Origin of the sequence: Sunxiuqinia dokdonensis, assembly GCF_001270965.1 — a bacterium.
Lineage (GTDB): Bacteria > Bacteroidota > Bacteroidia > Bacteroidales > Prolixibacteraceae > Sunxiuqinia > Sunxiuqinia dokdonensis.
In genome coordinates, this window is record NZ_LGIA01000207.1 from 1 (window position 1) to 17,352 (window position 17,352).

The 17,352-nt window shown below is 49.5% G+C and carries 9 protein-coding genes; 8 read left to right on the plus strand and 1 reads right to left on the minus strand.

Features of this window, described 5'->3' with window-relative positions; genetic code table 11:
- Positions 1-344: 344 nt before the first annotated feature.
- From NC99_RS19560 to NC99_RS19600, 8 genes are all read left to right on the plus strand, one after another.
- Positions 345-2,849 (plus strand): glutaminase family protein, encoded by a 2,505-nt coding sequence (locus NC99_RS19560; protein ID WP_053187979.1) that lies wholly within the window; start codon positions 345-347, stop codon positions 2,847-2,849.
- Between the two features lie 253 nt (positions 2,850-3,102).
- Positions 3,103-3,831 (plus strand): GntR family transcriptional regulator, encoded by a 729-nt coding sequence (locus tag NC99_RS19570; protein WP_053187985.1) that lies wholly within the window; start codon positions 3,103-3,105, stop codon positions 3,829-3,831.
- A gap of 3 nt (positions 3,832-3,834) precedes the next feature.
- Positions 3,835-4,770: an ROK family protein gene (locus tag NC99_RS19575; RefSeq protein WP_053187988.1), complete on the plus strand. Its 936-nt coding sequence runs from the start codon at positions 3,835-3,837 to the stop codon at positions 4,768-4,770.
- 42 nt (positions 4,771-4,812) lie between these two features.
- Positions 4,813-6,108, plus strand: coding sequence for a GH36-type glycosyl hydrolase domain-containing protein (locus tag NC99_RS19580; RefSeq protein ID WP_053187992.1), 1,296 nt, complete (start codon positions 4,813-4,815; stop codon positions 6,106-6,108).
- A 37-nt stretch (positions 6,109-6,145) separates the two neighbouring features.
- Positions 6,146-8,500 carry a GH92 family glycosyl hydrolase gene (locus tag NC99_RS19585; protein WP_053187996.1) on the plus strand — a complete coding sequence of 785 codons (2,355 nt, stop codon included), beginning with the start codon at positions 6,146-6,148 and terminating at the stop codon, positions 8,498-8,500.
- Positions 8,501-8,521: 21 nt separating this feature from the next.
- A complete protein-coding gene (locus tag NC99_RS19590; protein WP_053187999.1) occupies positions 8,522-10,285 on the plus strand; it encodes a class I mannose-6-phosphate isomerase in 1,764 nt (587 codons plus the stop codon).
- An 11-nt stretch (positions 10,286-10,296) separates the two neighbouring features.
- Positions 10,297-13,434: a GH92 family glycosyl hydrolase gene (locus tag NC99_RS19595; RefSeq protein ID WP_053188002.1), complete on the plus strand. Its 3,138-nt coding sequence runs from the start codon at positions 10,297-10,299 to the stop codon at positions 13,432-13,434.
- A 102-nt stretch (positions 13,435-13,536) separates the two neighbouring features.
- On the plus strand, positions 13,537-16,167 hold the full coding sequence (locus NC99_RS19600; protein WP_053188005.1) for a beta-glucosidase: 2,631 nt from the start codon (positions 13,537-13,539) through the stop codon (positions 16,165-16,167).
- Between the two features lie 306 nt (positions 16,168-16,473).
- On the opposite strand, the gene NC99_RS19605 is transcribed toward NC99_RS19600, so the two are convergent.
- Positions 16,474-17,112 carry a trimeric intracellular cation channel family protein gene (locus tag NC99_RS19605; RefSeq protein ID WP_053188008.1) on the minus strand — a complete coding sequence of 213 codons (639 nt, stop codon included), beginning with the start codon at positions 17,110-17,112 and terminating at the stop codon, positions 16,474-16,476.
- Positions 17,113-17,352: the final 240 nt, after the last annotated feature.

Here is a 17,352-nt window from a genome sequence, read left to right on the forward strand (position 1 = left end):
CGAATGAAAAATAGTTGATTGAAACGAACATGTTGCTCCGCACACAAACACGAATGAAAATAATTTTCAGCAACATGTGAGTTCCATCGGACCATTAAAAAACAAATTATTTGCCGATGAAAATAAGTGTTTAAGAGAGAAGGGATGGAGAACCGGTTTTATTGGTTCTCCATTTTTTTTGCCCAATTTTTTTTGAAATGATCCAGAATTCGGGTGGACTCGTGAGTAAATTCAATCCGAATCTTTTATAAAGGTTGAAGATTGAGAAGTTCGACTCAAGCAAATTTTTAATCGGATGATGTTGAGCCGAATCCTAAAAACTATAAACCAACAAAAAAAGTTTCATGCAAACAAAATTGTATCTCAGCTTAATGGTGATTGCCGCAGGACTGTTCCTTAGCGCTTGCCAGCAGTCTACTGCAAAAATCGAAAAAAATCCGGTAACAACCGAGCTTCGCGCTCCGGCTTACCCCTTAATTACCATTGATCCCTACACCAGTGCTTGGTCAATGACCGACGAGTTGTACGGTGAACCCGTTAAACACTGGACCGAAGAAACGCACTCCCTGATTGGAGCCATCCGGGTAGATGGACAGGTGTACCGTTTCCTTGGAAAAGAAGATATTCCTTGGAAAACCTTGCTACCCTTATCAAAAGAAGAAGCCTGGCAAGCGAAGTACACCAACTCGTCGCCTGCCAATGGCTGGGAGCAGAATGATTTTGACGACCAGGCATGGCAAGCCGGGACAGGCGCGTTTGGTACGCCAGGACACCAGGCCGCAAAAACCGACTGGGATAGCGGTGATATCTGGGTTCGTCGTGAGTTCGACACTCCCGAACTGGCACCAACCGATCCGCTTTATTTGGTGTATTTTCATGATGACGATTTTGAACTGTACCTGAATGGGAAGGAAATTGTGAATACAGGCAACCGTGCACGAAGAGATGTTGTGCTGAAAATTGATGCTTCCTTGTTGAATGAATCGGGCAAGAATGTACTGGCGGCCCATTGCCGCGATCGTGGGGGAGAGGCTTACGTCGATTTTGGCCTGTTTACTGAAATCGATCAAAAGCGGGTTTTTACACAAACTGCCAAGCAAACTAAAGTGTCGCTTTCGGCTACACAAACCCACTACGAGTTTACCTGCGGCCCGGTTGACCTGAAACTTCAGTTTGTATCGCCTTTATTGCCCGGTGATCTGGACTTGTTGTCGCGCCCGGTGAACTACATCAACTACCAGGTGGTGTCGAACGACGGAGCTGAGCACGAGGTGCAGGTTTATATTGAAGCCACACCCGAGTGGGCGGTGAATGAACCGACACAGGATGTGGAGATCACCAAAGGGCAAGCCGGGGAAGTTGGTTTTCTGAAAGCCGGAACGATTGAGCAGCCGGTTTTGCAAAAGAAAGGCGATAACATTCGCATTGACTGGGGCTATGTTTATTTAGCAGCCAATCAAAATGAAAATACGTCATTGGCCATTGGTGATTACTTCGAAACCAAAGATGCTTTTACCCAATCGGGAACTGTTGCTGGCGAAAGTAGCATGACAGCCAGACCCAGCAAGCAAATGCCGGCCATGGCTTTTGTTGATAACCTGGGAACAGTTTCTTCGGATGAAGCTTCGGGCTATGTGATGTTGGCTTACGACGATTTGGAGTCGATTCAATACTTTGGCGACAACCTGAAAGGCTGGTGGACCAAAGAAGGAACGGTCACGATCAACGACGCGCTTGAGGCAGCCTCGGCTGAGTACAGCCAGGTGATGAATCGCAGCACCGAGTTCGATAACCAATTGTGGGACGAAACCGTGAAAGCCGGTGGTAAAAACTACGCCGACCTGTGTGTGCTGGCGTTCCGCCAGAGTATTGCCGCCCACAAACTGGTGAAAGATACCCAAGGCAACATTTTGTTTTTGTCGAAGGAAAACTTCAGCAACGGATCTATCGGAACGGTTGATGTGACTTACCCGTCAGCTCCGCTGTATCTAAAATACAATCCCGATTTGCTGAAAGGCATGCTCAACCCGATTTTCTATTATACCGAAAGCGGCAAATGGACCAAGCCTTTCGCCGCACACGACGTGGGTACCTATCCGCTGGCCAACGGCCAAACGTACGGAGGCGACATGCCGGTTGAAGAATCGGGCAACATGGTGATTCTGACGGCTGCCATTGCTGAAATGGAAGGTAACGCCGACTATGCTGCCGAACACTGGGAAGCCCTGACCACTTGGGCCAACTACTTGTTGGAGAACGGACTGGATCCTGAAAACCAACTGTGTACCGACGATTTTGCCGGTCACTTTGCCCACAACGTGAACCTGTCGGTAAAAGCCATCATGGGAATTGCCAGCTACGGCCGTCTGGCCAAAATGCTGGGCAAAGACGAAGTAGCCGAAAAATATACATCCGAAGCCAAACGCATGGCGCAGGAGTGGATGAAGATGGCCGATGACGGAGACCACTACCGTCTGACTTTTGACAAGCCGGGAACCTGGAGCCAGAAGTACAATCTGGTGTGGGACAAGCTGATGAATCTGGATATTTTCCCTGCCGAAGTGGCGCAAACCGAAATTGCCTATTACCTGACCAAGCAAAACAAGTATGGTTTGCCGCTCGATAACCGCAGAACCTACACCAAGAGTGACTGGATTGTGTGGACCGCCACTTTGGCTGATGACAAGGAGACTTTCCAAAAGTTCATCGACCCCTTGCATGCCTATGTAACCGAAACGCCCGACCGCGTGCCGATGTCCGACTGGTACGAAACACCCAGTGCCGAGCAAGTTGGTTTTCAAGCTCGCTCAGTCGTCGGTGGTTACTTTATTAAACTGTTGGAGAAATAAGAGAATTATCATCAAATCATTCTGAATTTTATTGAAACTGCTGCTTGTGAAAACAAGTGGCAGTTTTTTTTTTTTTTGAGTCTTGTTTCGTTTATGAAATAAATAGTCTACTTTAGTATGTTCAAACATATGAACAAATAAAGAGGGGTTTTCGAATGAAACGAACATGTTGCTCCGCACACAAAGACGAATGAAAATAATTTTCAGCAACATGTGAGTTCCATCAGACCAATAAAAAACAAATTATTTACTGATGAAATTGATCATTGACCACCAGAGTCCGGTTCCGCTGCATGCCCAGGTAGAAAACCTGCTGCGACAGCTGATTGAACTGCCCGAATATCAGGATGGCGGATTTCTGCCGAAAGAAATTGATTTGGCCAGGCAGTTGGGAATTTCGCGAAATACCTTGCGGCAGGCGACTAACAAACTGGAATATGAAGGGCTACTGGTTCGGAAGAAGGGCGTGGGGACCAAAGTGGCCAAAAAAACGGTGACCACGCATCTGCAGCATTGGCATAGCTTCACGCAGGAAATGAATGAGCGCGGCGTTCAATTTAAAACCTTTAGCCTGAATGTCGACTGGGTGGAAGCCGATGAAAAACTGGCTTCGTTTTTCAAAATTGAAGAGCAGACCAGGGTGCTTCGCTTAAGTCGCGTGCGTGGCGATGATGCCGGGCCTTTCGTGTATTTCGAAAGTTATTTTCATCCGCGCATCGGGCTTACCGGGAACGAGGATTTTACGCGTCCCCTGTACGAAATTCTGGAAGATGATTTCTACGTGGTGCCCTCCCTTTCCAAAGAAAAAATAAAGGCTCGACTGGCCACATCCATTACGGCCAAACGCTTGTCCATTAAAAAAGGCGATCCGGTTTTGGTTCGCGAGCGACTGGTTTACGATCCCGGAGACCGACCGTTGGAATACAACATCGGGTTTTACTGTGCCGACAAATTTGCCTACACCATTGATATAAAAAGATAAACCATGAAAAAAATTGCCATTGGCGTTGATGTTGGCGGAAGCCACGTGAGCAGCGCCGCCTTTAATTGGGAGTCAGAAAAATTTCTTGACAAAACCTTTGCTGAAAACGACTTGGATAACCATGCCCAGTCTGATGTGATTATCGACTCGTGGGGAAAGACCATTGCCGAATCCATTCGGCTGGCCGGCGTTGAAAACATCGCCGGAGTCGGTTTTGCCATGCCCGGGCCTTTCGATTATGAAAACGGGATTCCGCGTTTTACCGGCGAAAACAACAAGTACGAAAACATTTACGGGCTGAATGTTCCGGAAGCCCTGCGCGCGTATTTGAAATTGCCAGCCGATTTTCCTGTCCGTTTCATCAACGATGCCACAGCTTTTGCCATTGGCGAAGACTGGGCAGGAAAAGCCAAAGGATCGACACGTTCGCTGTCCATTACACTGGGAACCGGTTTCGGCTCCGCTTTTCTGAAAGATAGTTTACCAGTCACCACTGGGGCTGATGTTCCCGACCAGGGATGTATTTGGCATTTGCCGTTTGAAAGCGGCATTGCCGATGATTACTTTTCCACCCGCGGTTTGATTGCACGCTACAAAGATGCTACCGGCAAAACAGTGACAGGTGCCAAAGCAGTGGCCGAAGCTGCGGCCCATGAAAAAGAAGCACAATTGATATTTGACGATTTTGGCCAAAAGCTGATTGACTTGCTTCAGCCGTGGCTGCAGAAATTTGGCGTTGAAGTGCTTGTGATTGGCGGAAATATTGCCAACGCGTTTCACTTGTTTCAACCGACCATGAATGCGGCGCTTCAAAAGTCCGGCTTAAGCCTTCGCGTCGAACTTTCGGAGCTCAAGGAAAACGCTGCCATTATTGGAAGCGCACGCCTCGCTGAACCTGATTTCTGGAAGCGCGTGGCTCCTTGCCTGGCAACCATGTAAGCTTCAAATTTTATCAAGTGAAATCCTAAACCAACTCATTTTATGAAACCAATTTATTCAATTTATCTGTTCTTTTTCCTTTTGGCAGCTTGTCAGCCTGTGGAGAGTCGGCGGTCAACCGAAGAGCTCGCTCAAAAAGTACGCGAAAACGAATCCATCACTTTTACCAAGCAGAAAGCCCGTGACGTGGTGAAAACCGGCTTCAATGCTGGTGATGGCTACCGCGAAGTGTGGATTCGCGATTACAACACCTTTATCGAGCTGGCTGCTGAACTTTACGATCCGGCAGAGTTGAAGGAAAATCTGCTGGTGTTCTTCCGCATGCAGGGTGACGACGGAAATATTCTGGATGGCTTTACGCCCCGCGAGGATACCATCGTCCGATACGATTTTACCTATACAGATATGGCACCCAATTATGCTGGCCATAAAAATACGGTGGAAACTGATCAGGAAACTTCGCTGGTTCAGGCGGTTTATAAGTACATTAAGGCCACAGGCGATCAATCCATTTTGGATGAGCAGATTGGTGACATGACGGTAGCGCAGCGTCTGGAAGCGGCCATGGAGTTTTTGATTACAAATCGCTATGTGACCAGCCACAATTTACTTTGGGGAGCCACAACTGCCGACTGGGGCGATGTTCAGCCCGAACATGGCTGGGGAGTCGATCTGGACGAAAATACGCACCGGGCCATTGATATCTACGATAACGCCATGTTTATCATTGCACTGGATAATTTAATGGAAATGATTCCATCATCCAGATCGCGCTGGGAAGTGGTTCGCGACGAAGTTTTTAAAAGTTGTCGGAAACATTTGTGGGACCAGGAAACCCAAAAGTTTATTCCACATATTTATCTTGAAGGTTCCCCGTTTCCTGATGATTTCAACGAAAATGAGATTTACTACTTTGGCGGAACAGCCATTGCCATTGAAGCCGGTTTGTTGTCGGTCCCCGAAATTGAGCATTCGCTGAATGAAATGGTGAAACGGGTGAAAGAAGCGGGCGCTCCTTCAATCGGATTAACGCTTTATCCTCCCTATCCCGAAGGCTTCTTCGAAAACCAAATTATGAACCCGGAGTACAGCTATCAAAATGGCGGCGACTGGACTTGGTTTGGCGGTCGCATGATTCAGCAACTGGTACGGTATGGTTTTTTGCAGGAAGCTTACGAGCAGCTTTTACCCATGACCGAGCGTGTCTTGGAAAACGATGGGTTTTATGAATGGTACTCCATCAACAACGAGCCGCGCGGATCGGGAACGTTCCGTGGTTCGGCCGGTGTACTCTATGTAGCCATTCAGCAGTTGGAAGAAGCTTTAGCCAATCAGTAGGTTTTGGTTTTTCCGTTGATTTAAAATAAGAAATAGTATGAAGAGATATCGTTTGTTAACATTGTTATTAGCCCTTTCGACACTTGGCTCCTGGGCACAAGTACCCAATTTTATTGATGAGGTGGATCCGAATATCGGAGCAGCACATTCCCGATGGTTTTTTTACACACCGGCTGCCAATCCGTTTGGGATGGCCAAGCCGGCGGCTTCAACCGACGGTCACTACGGAAACAAATGGGGCTGGGAGGCCGTGGGTTACGACCAGCGCCACACCTCCATCGAAAGCTTTGTCAATTTTCACGAGTTCCAGATTGGCGGCGTGGCGGTGATGCCCACGGTGGGAAACTTGCAAACCATTCCCGGCACGCTCGAATCGCCGGATGAGGGTTACCGCTCGCGTTTCTCGAGAGAGACCGAACTGGCCCAGCCTGGCTATTACCGGGTTGAACTCGATGATTATGGTGTTCTGGCCGAGTTGACTTCTACACCCCGGGTGGCTTTTCATCGGTACACGTTTCCGGAGACAAAACAGGCGCATCTGATTTTTGACATTGGCAACCGGCAGGGCGAAAGTGGTGCGGTAACCGATGCTTTTGCGCGTCGCGTATCTGAATCAACCTTCGAAGGGTTTGTGCAAACCTTACCCGAGTATGTCAAAAATTATCAGGCGGGAGCACAGGTCAAAATGTATTTTGTAGCCGAGATCGATCAGGTACCTGCCGGTTTTGGGACCTTTATCGGTGAGGAAGTTCATGCTTCGGGCGAGTCGGTTCAGGGGCCTGGCTGTGGCCTGTATTTCAATTTTGAAACCGAAGCGCAGGAGTCAGTTACCGTGAAGATTGGCTTGTCGTACACCAGCATCGCCAATGCCCGGCTCAACCTGCAAACCGAAGCTGCGGACCTGGATTTTGATCAAGCCAAAAAGCAGGCGCAGGACTATTGGAACAGCATGCTGGGCCGCATTGCCGTTGAGGGCGGACAGGCAGAGGATCGCGTGAAATTCTACACCGGACTGTACCACGCGCTTTTGGGACGTGGGCTGGCCAGCGATTGCAACGGTGCCTATGTGAAAAACAATGGCGCCATTGGGCAAATTCCGCTCGACGAACAGGGGCAACCGTTGTATCATCATTACAACACCGATGCGGTTTGGGGAGCATTTTGGAACCTCACCCAGCTTTGGGGCATTGCCTATCCTGATTATATGAATGAATTTGTGAATTGCCAGTTGGATGTGTACCGCGACTGTGGCTGGCTGGCCGATGGCATTGCGACCTCAAAATTTGTGTCCGGCGTGGGCACCAACTTTATGGGGCAGGTCATTGCCTCGGCGTATAACCGCGGAATCCGAAACTACCCGGTTGACCTGGCTTTTGAGGCGGTGCTGAAAAATGAAACCGGCTGGCAAAACCGCCCCGAGGGTGTGGGCAAGGCCGATACGCAGGTATTCCTGGAACGGGGTTATGTTCCCTATGCTGAGAATAGTGCCTACTACACGGGTTCTTCAGCTGTGGCATCACAGTTTTCGGCTTCTCACACTTTGGAGTATAGCTTCAGTGCCTATGCCGCAGCGCAGATGGCGAAAAGCCTGCAGAAAGACACGGCCTACAACGAGCTCATCGCGCTTTCGTCGGGATGGGAAAAGCTGTTCGATCCGTCCACGGGCTTTATCACTCCGAAGGACATGGATGGTAACTTCCTCGATAGTTTTGATCCCTATCAGGTGTGGCGCGGCTTTCAGGAAGGAAATGCTTTTCAGTACACGTTTTACGTTCCCCACGATCCGGATGGACTAATCGGGAAAATTGGTCGCGACAAGTTTAACGAGCGTTTGGATGCCTTATTTCTGAAAGCGCAGGAAACCGGCTTTGGCGGAGGAAAAACAATAGACGCTTTTGCCGGGCTGGAGAATGTATACAATCATGGAAATCAGCCCAGCCTCCATATTTCCTGGTTGTTTAATTTTTCCGGTGCTCCCTGGCTGACGCAAAAATGGGTACGCCAAATCTGTGATGACTTTTATGGTACAGACGGCATTCATGGTTATGGCTATGGTCAGGATGAAGATCAGGGACAGTTGGGTGCCTGGTACGTGATGGCCGGCATGGGCTTGTTTGATGTAAAGGGCGGAAGCGATGTGGAACCGAACTTGCAACTGGGCATGCCTTTGTTTCAAAAAGTTCGCATCCAGCTTCATCCGGACTACTACTCCGGAACCGAATTTGTCATCGAAGTCAAAGGTGATCCGACAAAGCAGCATTATATCCGGTCGGCAAGCTTGAATGGCAATTCACATACGAGTTTTCAGTTGCCTTGGAACGAATTTATTCATGGTGGACATCTGATTCTGAAGGCTTCGGATAAACCCAACAAGCGCTGGGGTATAGAATAAAATAATCAAGAAAATATAGAAATGAAGAACTACAGAAAAACAGACCAGTTTCTGCGACCGGTAACAAAACCTGATCAGCAGGCTGGCACTTATGATATTTACCCAAGTTTGAGTTTGGAAGCCGGAACGATTAAAGCTGGCTTAAAAGGCTTGGCCCAAGCCATCAGCGGACGTGAACAAGTTGTAATTGATGGCTACCAAGGCATTTTTTTTGATGCATTGAAAGATGAACTGGATGCCGAACTGCAAGCGATTGGAAAAACGGTTCACTGGACGGATGTTTCGGTTGCGATGAAGACAGTATCGGAAATTGACGAGATGGTAAAACCCTTTCTTGGAGGCGATGATCCTTTATTTGGCACCCGGACGAGCTTGACCTTGGCGGACTTTTTTGATGCGCAGAAGCTGAAGCAACTCAAGCCTTCTTCAGAAGCTGATCTCAGTATCCTCATTGGACCGGGAGCCGCTTTGGCCGGTTGGGAAGCTTGCGTGGTGTACGTCGATCTGCCCAAAAATGAATTGCAGTTTCGCGCCCGTGCGGAGGCCATCACCAACCTGGGAGCATCAATGCCGGAACCCATCAAAACCATGTACAAGCGGTTTTATTTTGTCGATTGGGTGGTGCTGAATAAGCATAAGCAGCATTTGCTCTCTGAGATTGATTTTTTGGTTGACGGCCAACAGCCTGATGCAATGAGCTGGATGACTGGTGCTGATTTGCACAAGGCTTTGCGAACGATGGCCACGAACCTGTTTCGCGTTCGCCCGTGGTTTGAGCCCGGCGCCTGGGGCGGACAATGGATTAAGGATAAGATACCCGGCCTGAACAAAGAAGTGGTAAATTATGCCTGGTCGTTCGAACTGATTGTGCCGGAAAATGGACTGTTGTTTGAAAGTGATGGCTTGCTGCTGGAAGTGTCCTTCGATTCGCTGATGTTTCAGGAGCAGGAGGCGGTGTTAGGTGAGCATGCTGCCCAATATGGTGCGGAGTTCCCCATTCGCTTCGATTTTTTAGACACCTTCGATGGCGGCAATCTGTCCATCCAGTGCCATCCGCAGGTCGATTATATTCAAAAGCATTTTGGAGAAAACATCACCCAGGAAGAAACCTACTATATTTTGGATGCGGATCCCGATGCGAAATGCTACCTCGGGTTTCAGGAAGATATCGACCCCAAAGCTTTTGAAGCTGATTTGACTTACAGCTTTGAAAACAAAAAGCCGATTGACATTACCCGCCATGTGCAGGTGTTGGATTCGAAAAAGCATGACTTGTTTCTGATTCCTCCGGGAACCATTCATGGTTCGGGGACAAACAACCTGGTGCTTGAAATCAGCACGACTCCCTATATTTTCACTTTCAAAATGTACGACTGGCTGCGGCTTGATATGGATGGATCTCCACGGCCAATCAACATTAAAAGGGGAATGGATAATTTGAATTTTGACCGAAAAGGGAGCTATGTTCCTGAAAAATTAGTTGCTCATCCATCCGTGTTGGAAGAAGGAAGCGATTGGAAATTATTCCATTTGCCAACACACGAGAACCATAGTTACGATGTGCACCGCTTTTATTTTAATTCTGAAGTTGAAGTCGAAACAGAAAGCAAATGCCACGTCCTTTCTTTGGTGGAAGGAAGTAGGATTCTTGTTGAAACGGCAAATGGGTTAAAGCAGCGGTTTAGTTATGGCGAGACCTTTGTGATTCCGGCAGCCGCCAATTCCTATCGAATAATTAATGAATCAGAAAGTCCGGCGATGGTGGTTAAGGCTTTTCTGAAGTAAACCAAGAAGTTATGAAATACGATCGATTCATTTTAGTCCTGCTTTTTTTAGGTATCTTCGGATCAATCCAGGCGCAGGAAAACCTGATTTGGCAAATCGGAGAAAGCGATAACAGTGCCTCAGAGTTTGCCTTGGCACCCGACGGCTACGAAGCGTATATTGCCAACGATTTTGGTTGGGAAGATACCTATTATCTAATCGGAACATCGGACGAAAAGGCTGATTGGCCGTACATTGTTCCCGGAACCAGCGACACCTGGGGAGGAACTTGGGGAACGTCGGGCTGGCGGTCAAGCACGCTTACCATCTTGTTTGGTGTGGAGCAAATGCCGCGGACGGGAGCCTGGAAGCTGGTTGTTGACTTGTTGGACTGTAATCCGAATGACTTGCCGCTTCTGAAAGTAACAGTCAACGGGCAAGCGTGGAAATACCGGATTCCGGTGATTGACGCAAATAGTGCCATCGATCGTCAGCCGGACCCTGCGTCGGAACACCTGATCGAAATTCCATTGCCTGACGATTTGATTGTCGCCGGAGGAAATGAGATCAACCTGACGGTGCTGGAAGGCTCGTGGCTTCGTTTCGACCAAATTAAACTGCAAGGGCCTCAAGGGGTGAACTTAACCGATAATCAGCAGGCTTTTTTCCGTGGGGTTGAAGCTGCTCCCTACGAAATTGGACACGCCGGAAACCGCGTCCAGCCTTTGTTGGTGGATGTGGAACATCTGGACGGAATGCCTGAACTAAAGGTTGTTTTGGACGGGAAAGTGATTTTTACGGAAACGCTCGAAAAAGGGAGGTATGCATTTGAAGCGCCGATGCCGGCAGTGCAGACTGCAGTAGAAAGTGATTACGAAATTTGGCTTGGCGAAGAGAAAGTTCAATCTGGAGAAGTCATGCGAAGTTCTCAAAAGCTGGCGACTCCTGCCGGTTATGTCGACACGAAGATGGGTACGGCTCATTCGCGCTGGATGATTGCGCCCGGCCCCTGGATGCCATTCAGCATGGTGAAGCTAGCCCCCGATAATCAGAATGATGGCTGGCAAGCGGGTTACGAACCGACCTTCGAATCGATTGGCTGTTTCTCTCACATTCACGAATGGACGATGGGCGGACTGGGTACCATGCCCACCAATGGCCCGCTGCAAACACAAGTGGGCGACGAAAAAGACGTGGATGGCGGCTACCGTTCCCGCATCGATAAATCTACTGAAATAGCACCTTTGGGTTACTACCGGGTCCAATTAACTGATTACGATATTCAGGCAGAACTGACTTCTACCACCCGTTGCGGGTTTCAGCGGTACACCTTCCCGAAAGACCGCGATGGCTCGCGTGTATTGCTCGATCTGGTCATTCCTTCGGAATACAAATACAACTTGCTGGATGCCTGGATCAAACAAACCGGAGAGAAAACAGTGGAAGGATACAGCCACCAGCTTTCGCCCAATACCTGGAGTGGCGGAATATCGCAGGAATACACCATCTATTTCGTGGTTGAATTTGATCAGCCGATTGCCACCTTCGGCACCTGGACCGAAAATGGCGTGACGGAAAAAGCTTCGGAGCTGAAGGTTGAAGGAGCGAAGGATGCCGGAGCCATTGTTGGTTTCGACACCCGAAAAAATCCCGTGGTGCAACTGCGAACCGGAATTTCCTACGTCAGCATTGAAAATGCCCGGGAAAACCTAAAGACTGAGCTGAGTCGACCCTATGGTTGGGATTTTGAAGCCGTAAGACAAGCCCAGGTGACAACTTGGGATGCGTTGCTTAATCGGGTCAGCATCGCCACCAATGATCAACGCGAGAAGAAGCGTTTTTATACCAATATGTACCGGGCGCTTTGCAGTCGCAATATTTTTAGCGATGTCAACGGCGAATGGCGCGATGCCGGAGAGCGAATACAAACGATGGCTGATCCTTCGTCGCCGGCTTTGGGTTGCGACGCCTTTTGGAATACCTTCTGGAACCTCAACCAATTTTGGAACCTGGTCACGCCGGAGTGGAGCAACCGCTGGGTTAGTTCGCAACTGGCCATGTACGATGCCAATGGCTGGCTGGCCAAAGGACCCGCCGGCATGGAGTATGTTCCGGTGATGGTGGCCGAGCATGAAATTCCGCTGATTGTTGGCGCTTACCAAATGGGCATTCGCGATTACGATGTGGAGAAGGCCTTCGAAGCTGTTAAAAAAATGCAAACCACCCCGGCACAGGAAGTGGGTGGCGGATTTGCCGGAAACCGGGACCTCGTTCCTTACCTGAAGTACCAGTACGTTCCCTACGATCTGGGACGTTTTTCTAATTCGCTGGAGTATGCTTTTGATGACTGGACCGTTTCGCAGTTTGCCAAAGCACTGGATAAAAAAACAGACTATGAAACATTCACCGAACGGGGCAATTACTGGAGGAATGTGATTGACCCGGAAACAGGCTATGCCCGGATGAAGGATTCCACAGGTCAGTGGGTGCCGGATTTCGATCCTTACAAATCGGGGGCAAATCATCATTATGTAGAAGGAAATGCCTGGCAGCTCACCTATTTTGTGCCTCAGGATGTGCCGGCCCTGGCCGAGGCCATTGGGAAAGATCGTTTTATTGAGCGTTTGGACTGGGGATTTAAGGAAAGCGACAAAACCCGCTTCAATGGATTGAATGACCAGTACTGGAATTATCCGGTGATTCAGGGCAACCAGCAGTCCATGCATTTTGCCTTTCTTTTTAACTGGGTACAAAAGCCTTGGCTGACCCAAAAGTGGAGCCGTGCCATTATGGAACGCTACTACGGCTACGGCGTGGCCAACGCCTACCTGGGCGACGAAGACCAAGGACAAATGAGTGCCTGGTTTGTAATGGCTGCATTGGGCTTGTTTCAAACCGATGGCGGCACGCGTGTGGAGCCGGTTTACGAGATTGCCTCCCCGCTGTATAAAGAGGTGACCATTGATTTGGGCGAACGCTTCGGACGTGGACGAACTTTTGTGATTGAAGCCAAAGATGCTTCGCGCCTCAACTGCTATGTGCAGTCTGCTAAATTGAACGGCCGCAAGCTGTCTGATTTTAAGTTTCCGGCCCAAGCACTTTTGCAAGGTGGAAAGCTCGAATTGCAGATGGGACCGCAGCCGAATCAGAACTGGGGAATTGTGGATTAAGGTGAATGTAGAGAAGTGTTAAATCCTATCGGGGTGTTTGGGAGGAATCCTGAAAAACACCTATCTTTGCCTACCAGAACAGAACAGGTAAATCCAATAAACATGAGAAAAATATCCTTGATTTTGGCCTTCGCGACAGGCTTGTTTTTGAATGCATTTGCACAATACGAGTTTCCTTTTCAGAATCCCGACTTACCCCTTGATCAGCGGGTTGAAGATTTGGTTTCCCGGCTGACGGTGGAAGAGAAAATTGACCAGCTGGTGTATACTTCACCGGCGATCGACCGCCTGGGCGTTCCCAAGTACAACTGGTGGAACGAGAGCCTGCATGGAGTAGCCCGTGCCGGTTACGCCACCGTATTCCCGCAGTCTATTTCCATCGCTGCCTCTTGGGACAAGCAGTTAATGAATCAAGTAGCTTCGGTTATTTCTGACGAAGCGCGTGCCAAACACCATGAGTTTGTGCGTCGCGGAGAACGAGGGATTTACCAGGGGCTGACCTTTTGGTCGCCCAACATCAATATTTTCCGCGATCCACGATGGGGAAGGGGACACGAAACCTATGGCGAAGATCCTTTCCTGACCGGACAAATGGGAAAAGAGTTTGTGCTGGGATTACAGGGCGGCGATTCTGATTACCTGAAAGTGGTGGCCACCGCCAAACATTATGCCGTGCACTCCGGGCCTGAACCGCTGCGTCACGAGTTTGATGTGAGTGTGAGCGAACGTGATTTCCGCGAGACTTACCTGCCTGCATTCCGCACCTTGGTGGTCGATGCCGGCGCTTACTCGGTGATGGGTGCTTATAACCGCTTTCGGGGCGAGGCTGCCTGCGCCAGTACCGAGCTGTTCAGCATTTTACGAGACGAGTGGGGCTTTGATGGTTATGTGGTATCCGACTGCTGGGCCATTGCCGACATTTGGCAGTATCACAAACTGGAGCCTGATGCAGCATCGGCCTCGGCCCTGGCGGTAAGACGTGGAACCGATTTAAACTGCGGCGACTCCTATCCGGCCTTAAGGGAGGCGCTTCAACGGGAGCTGATCTCAGAAGCGGAGATTGATATTGCCGTGAAACGGCTGTTCAAGGCCCGGTTTAAGTTGGGCATGTTCGATCCGGTTGAGCGGGTGGAATACGCGCAAATTCCTTATGATGTGAATGACAACCCGGCACACGATCAACTGGCACGCGAAGCAGCCCGGGCCAGTATCGTTCTGCTGAAGAATGAAAATACCCTTCCGCTTTCAAAAAAACTGAATACCCTGGCTGTGATCGGTCCCAATGCCGACGATGTCCAGTCGCTGTGGGGTAACTACAATGGAATTCCGAGCAATCCGGTAACGGTATTAAGTGGCATCCGCAATAAAGTGGCCCCGCAAACCCAGGTGTTGTATGCCCAGGGAAGCAACCTGGCCGAAGGTATTCCGGCCATGCAGGCCATTCCTTCCATCTACCTGCAAACCGAAGATGGCGAGCAAGGTTTAAGGGGTGAATATTTTGCCAACAGCGATTTTGAAGGACAAGCATTGTTCACTCAAACCGATGATCAAATTGACTTTATGTGGGATATGGGAACGCCTGACCCACGGCTCGAAACCGGCCAGTTTAGCATTCGTTGGTCGGGCTATATTGTAGCGCCCAAAAGCGGCTTGTATTATTTTTCAGATTGGGGCAAACCCTACATGAAAATTACCGTGAATGGCACGGAAGTGACCGGTGGAAACCATGAGCACCGCGCCAGCCTGGAACCGGTGAAGCTGGAGCTGGAGGCCGGAAAACGCTATACGATTCAGGCTGATTACCGCAATTACTATGGCGATGCCACTGCCCGCTTGCTGTGGGCTGTTCCGCAGGAGAACATGCTTGAAGAGGCCATTGAGACGGCCAGACAAGCTGATGCGGTTGTTTTGGCACTGGGCTTGAACGAACGCCTGGAAGGCGAAGAGATGTCGGTGCATATTGATGGGTTTGCGGGCGGCGACCGCACCAGCCTGGACTTGCCCAAAGAACAGGTGGAACTGATGCAAGCCATTGTTGCTACCGGAAAGCCGGTGGTACTGGTGCTCATCAACGGAAGTGCCTTGTCCATCAACTGGGCAGCCGAACATGTGCCGGCCATTCTTACGGCCGGCTACCCCGGTCAGCAGGGAGGAAATGCCATCGCCGACGTGTTGTTTGGCGACTACAATCCGGCAGGACGGCTTCCGGTAACCTACTACCAATCGGTCGACCAGTTGCCCGACTTTGAAAACTACGATATGGAAGGCCGGACCTACCGTTATTTCCGGGGAGAAACCCTGTATCCGTTTGGTTACGGTTTGAGCTACACCAACTTCGACTACGCCAACCTGGTTGTTCCCGAAGTGGTGAATGTCAATGAACCGGTAGCCGTTTCCGTTGAGGTGACCAACACCGGCGACCTGGATGGCGACGAGGTGGTGCAATTGTACCTGACCGATGAAAAGGCGTCGACCCCACGTCCGATACGACAGTTGGAAGGTTTTGAACGGGTTCATCTGAAAAAGGGCGAAACCAAGACGGTGCATTTTATTCTGGAGCCCCGGCAGTTGTCGCTCATCAATAAAAAGGAACAAAGGGTGATTGAACCGGGCTGGTTTACGCTGGCTGTTGGTGGCGAGCAAGCCGGATTCTCCGGACGGCAGGATGCCGCAACAACCACAACGATTTCCGGACGTTTTCAGGTGAAGGGAAAGACTACACCGGTGAAATAGAAGCTTGCTTGATTCCGTCTTGCGCTCGTTGCGACAGCGACAGCAAGGAGCAACAGAAAGCTGCAAATTCACAAAGGCCATTGAATGACTGTTCAGTGGCCTTTGTTCGTTTCATGCTGTTGTCATAGGACAACCAAAGAGCCGGGGAATCAAACCCGGAGGGTTTGGATGTTTGTAGAAACCAGACATGTTCCCAAAAGTACGATCCCAGCTGGGGTCGAATTTCTGGCAGGTGCGCATTGGGCTATAAATAGGTGATGCCTCCGGCATCATCAACGACAAATGATGATTGATTGCCGGATCTGCTTACTTGTCTGTTCGTTTCTTTTTTCGCTCGTCGGCGTAGAGCGAAGGCAATGAAATATTATAATGAATGACCAGCAAGCGCAGGCCAATAATAAACAGCACCGGAATAAACTGCAACACCGGGTTCATCACCTCGAACCGATAAAGTACCAAATAAAGAATCGCTCCCAAAATACAAACCGTGGCATACACTTCTTTCTTAAAAATCACCGGCACTTCGTTCACCAGGATGTCACGCAGAATACCGCCAAACACGCCGGTAATGGTTCCCAAAATGACACAGTTTACTGCAGCCAGTTCATATTGAATGCCAATTTGCACACCGGTAATGGTGTACAGTCCCAGTCCAATGGCATCGAAAAACAGCAGTGGCCGGTGAATCAGGTAAAGCTTCGATTGAAAGACAATGGCAAAGATGGTTCCCACCAGGATAAAGTAAATGTAGGAGGTTTGATCGATCCAAAACACCGATTTGCCGTTGAGCAGCATGTCGCGAATGGTGCCACCACCCACGGCGGTTACAAAAGCGATGATCAGCACGCCAAACGGATCAAAACGTTTCTTCATGGCCGTCAGCGCCCCGGAAATAGCCAGCGCAAACGAACCTAAAATACTGATGTAATTGATAACGAGTTCCATGTTGCTTGTGGTTTACTGTTTTTTTGAAGCGGCTATATTACACAATTCTCTGTAATTTCTTTCACTGCTATCTGCCCGATTGATATTCGGAGTGGCAATTACCCGATCGTCCGTTTGGGATCAATGCGCTTGCTTTTGCCTCCAAGCCTCAGGGAAATCACCGGGTCCTTTCTCCTCCTTTTTTTAGGAGGAGTCCCCAAGCGCAGCGCAGGGGGAGGTGGTTGATGATGAATTTAATCA

Bases quoted from the DNA above. Each gene is read 5' to 3' on its own strand.
- NC99_RS19605 (WP_053188008.1), bottom strand. From the start codon at position 17,112: ATGGAACTCGTTATCAATTACATCAGTATTTTAGGTTCGTTTGCGCTG.
- NC99_RS19580 (WP_053187992.1), top strand. From the start codon at position 4,813: ATGAAACCAATTTATTCAATTTATCTGTTCTTTTTCCTTTTGGCAGCT.
- NC99_RS19570 (WP_053187985.1), top strand. From the start codon at position 3,103: ATGAAATTGATCATTGACCACCAGAGTCCGGTTCCGCTGCATGCCCAG.
- NC99_RS19590 (WP_053187999.1), top strand. From the start codon at position 8,522: ATGAAGAACTACAGAAAAACAGACCAGTTTCTGCGACCGGTAACAAAA.
- NC99_RS19600 (WP_053188005.1), top strand. From the start codon at position 13,537: ATGAGAAAAATATCCTTGATTTTGGCCTTCGCGACAGGCTTGTTTTTG.
- NC99_RS19560 (WP_053187979.1), top strand. From the start codon at position 345: ATGCAAACAAAATTGTATCTCAGCTTAATGGTGATTGCCGCAGGACTG.
- NC99_RS19575 (WP_053187988.1), top strand. From the start codon at position 3,835: ATGAAAAAAATTGCCATTGGCGTTGATGTTGGCGGAAGCCACGTGAGC.
- NC99_RS19595 (WP_053188002.1), top strand. From the start codon at position 10,297: ATGAAATACGATCGATTCATTTTAGTCCTGCTTTTTTTAGGTATCTTC.
- NC99_RS19585 (WP_053187996.1), top strand. From the start codon at position 6,146: ATGAAGAGATATCGTTTGTTAACATTGTTATTAGCCCTTTCGACACTT.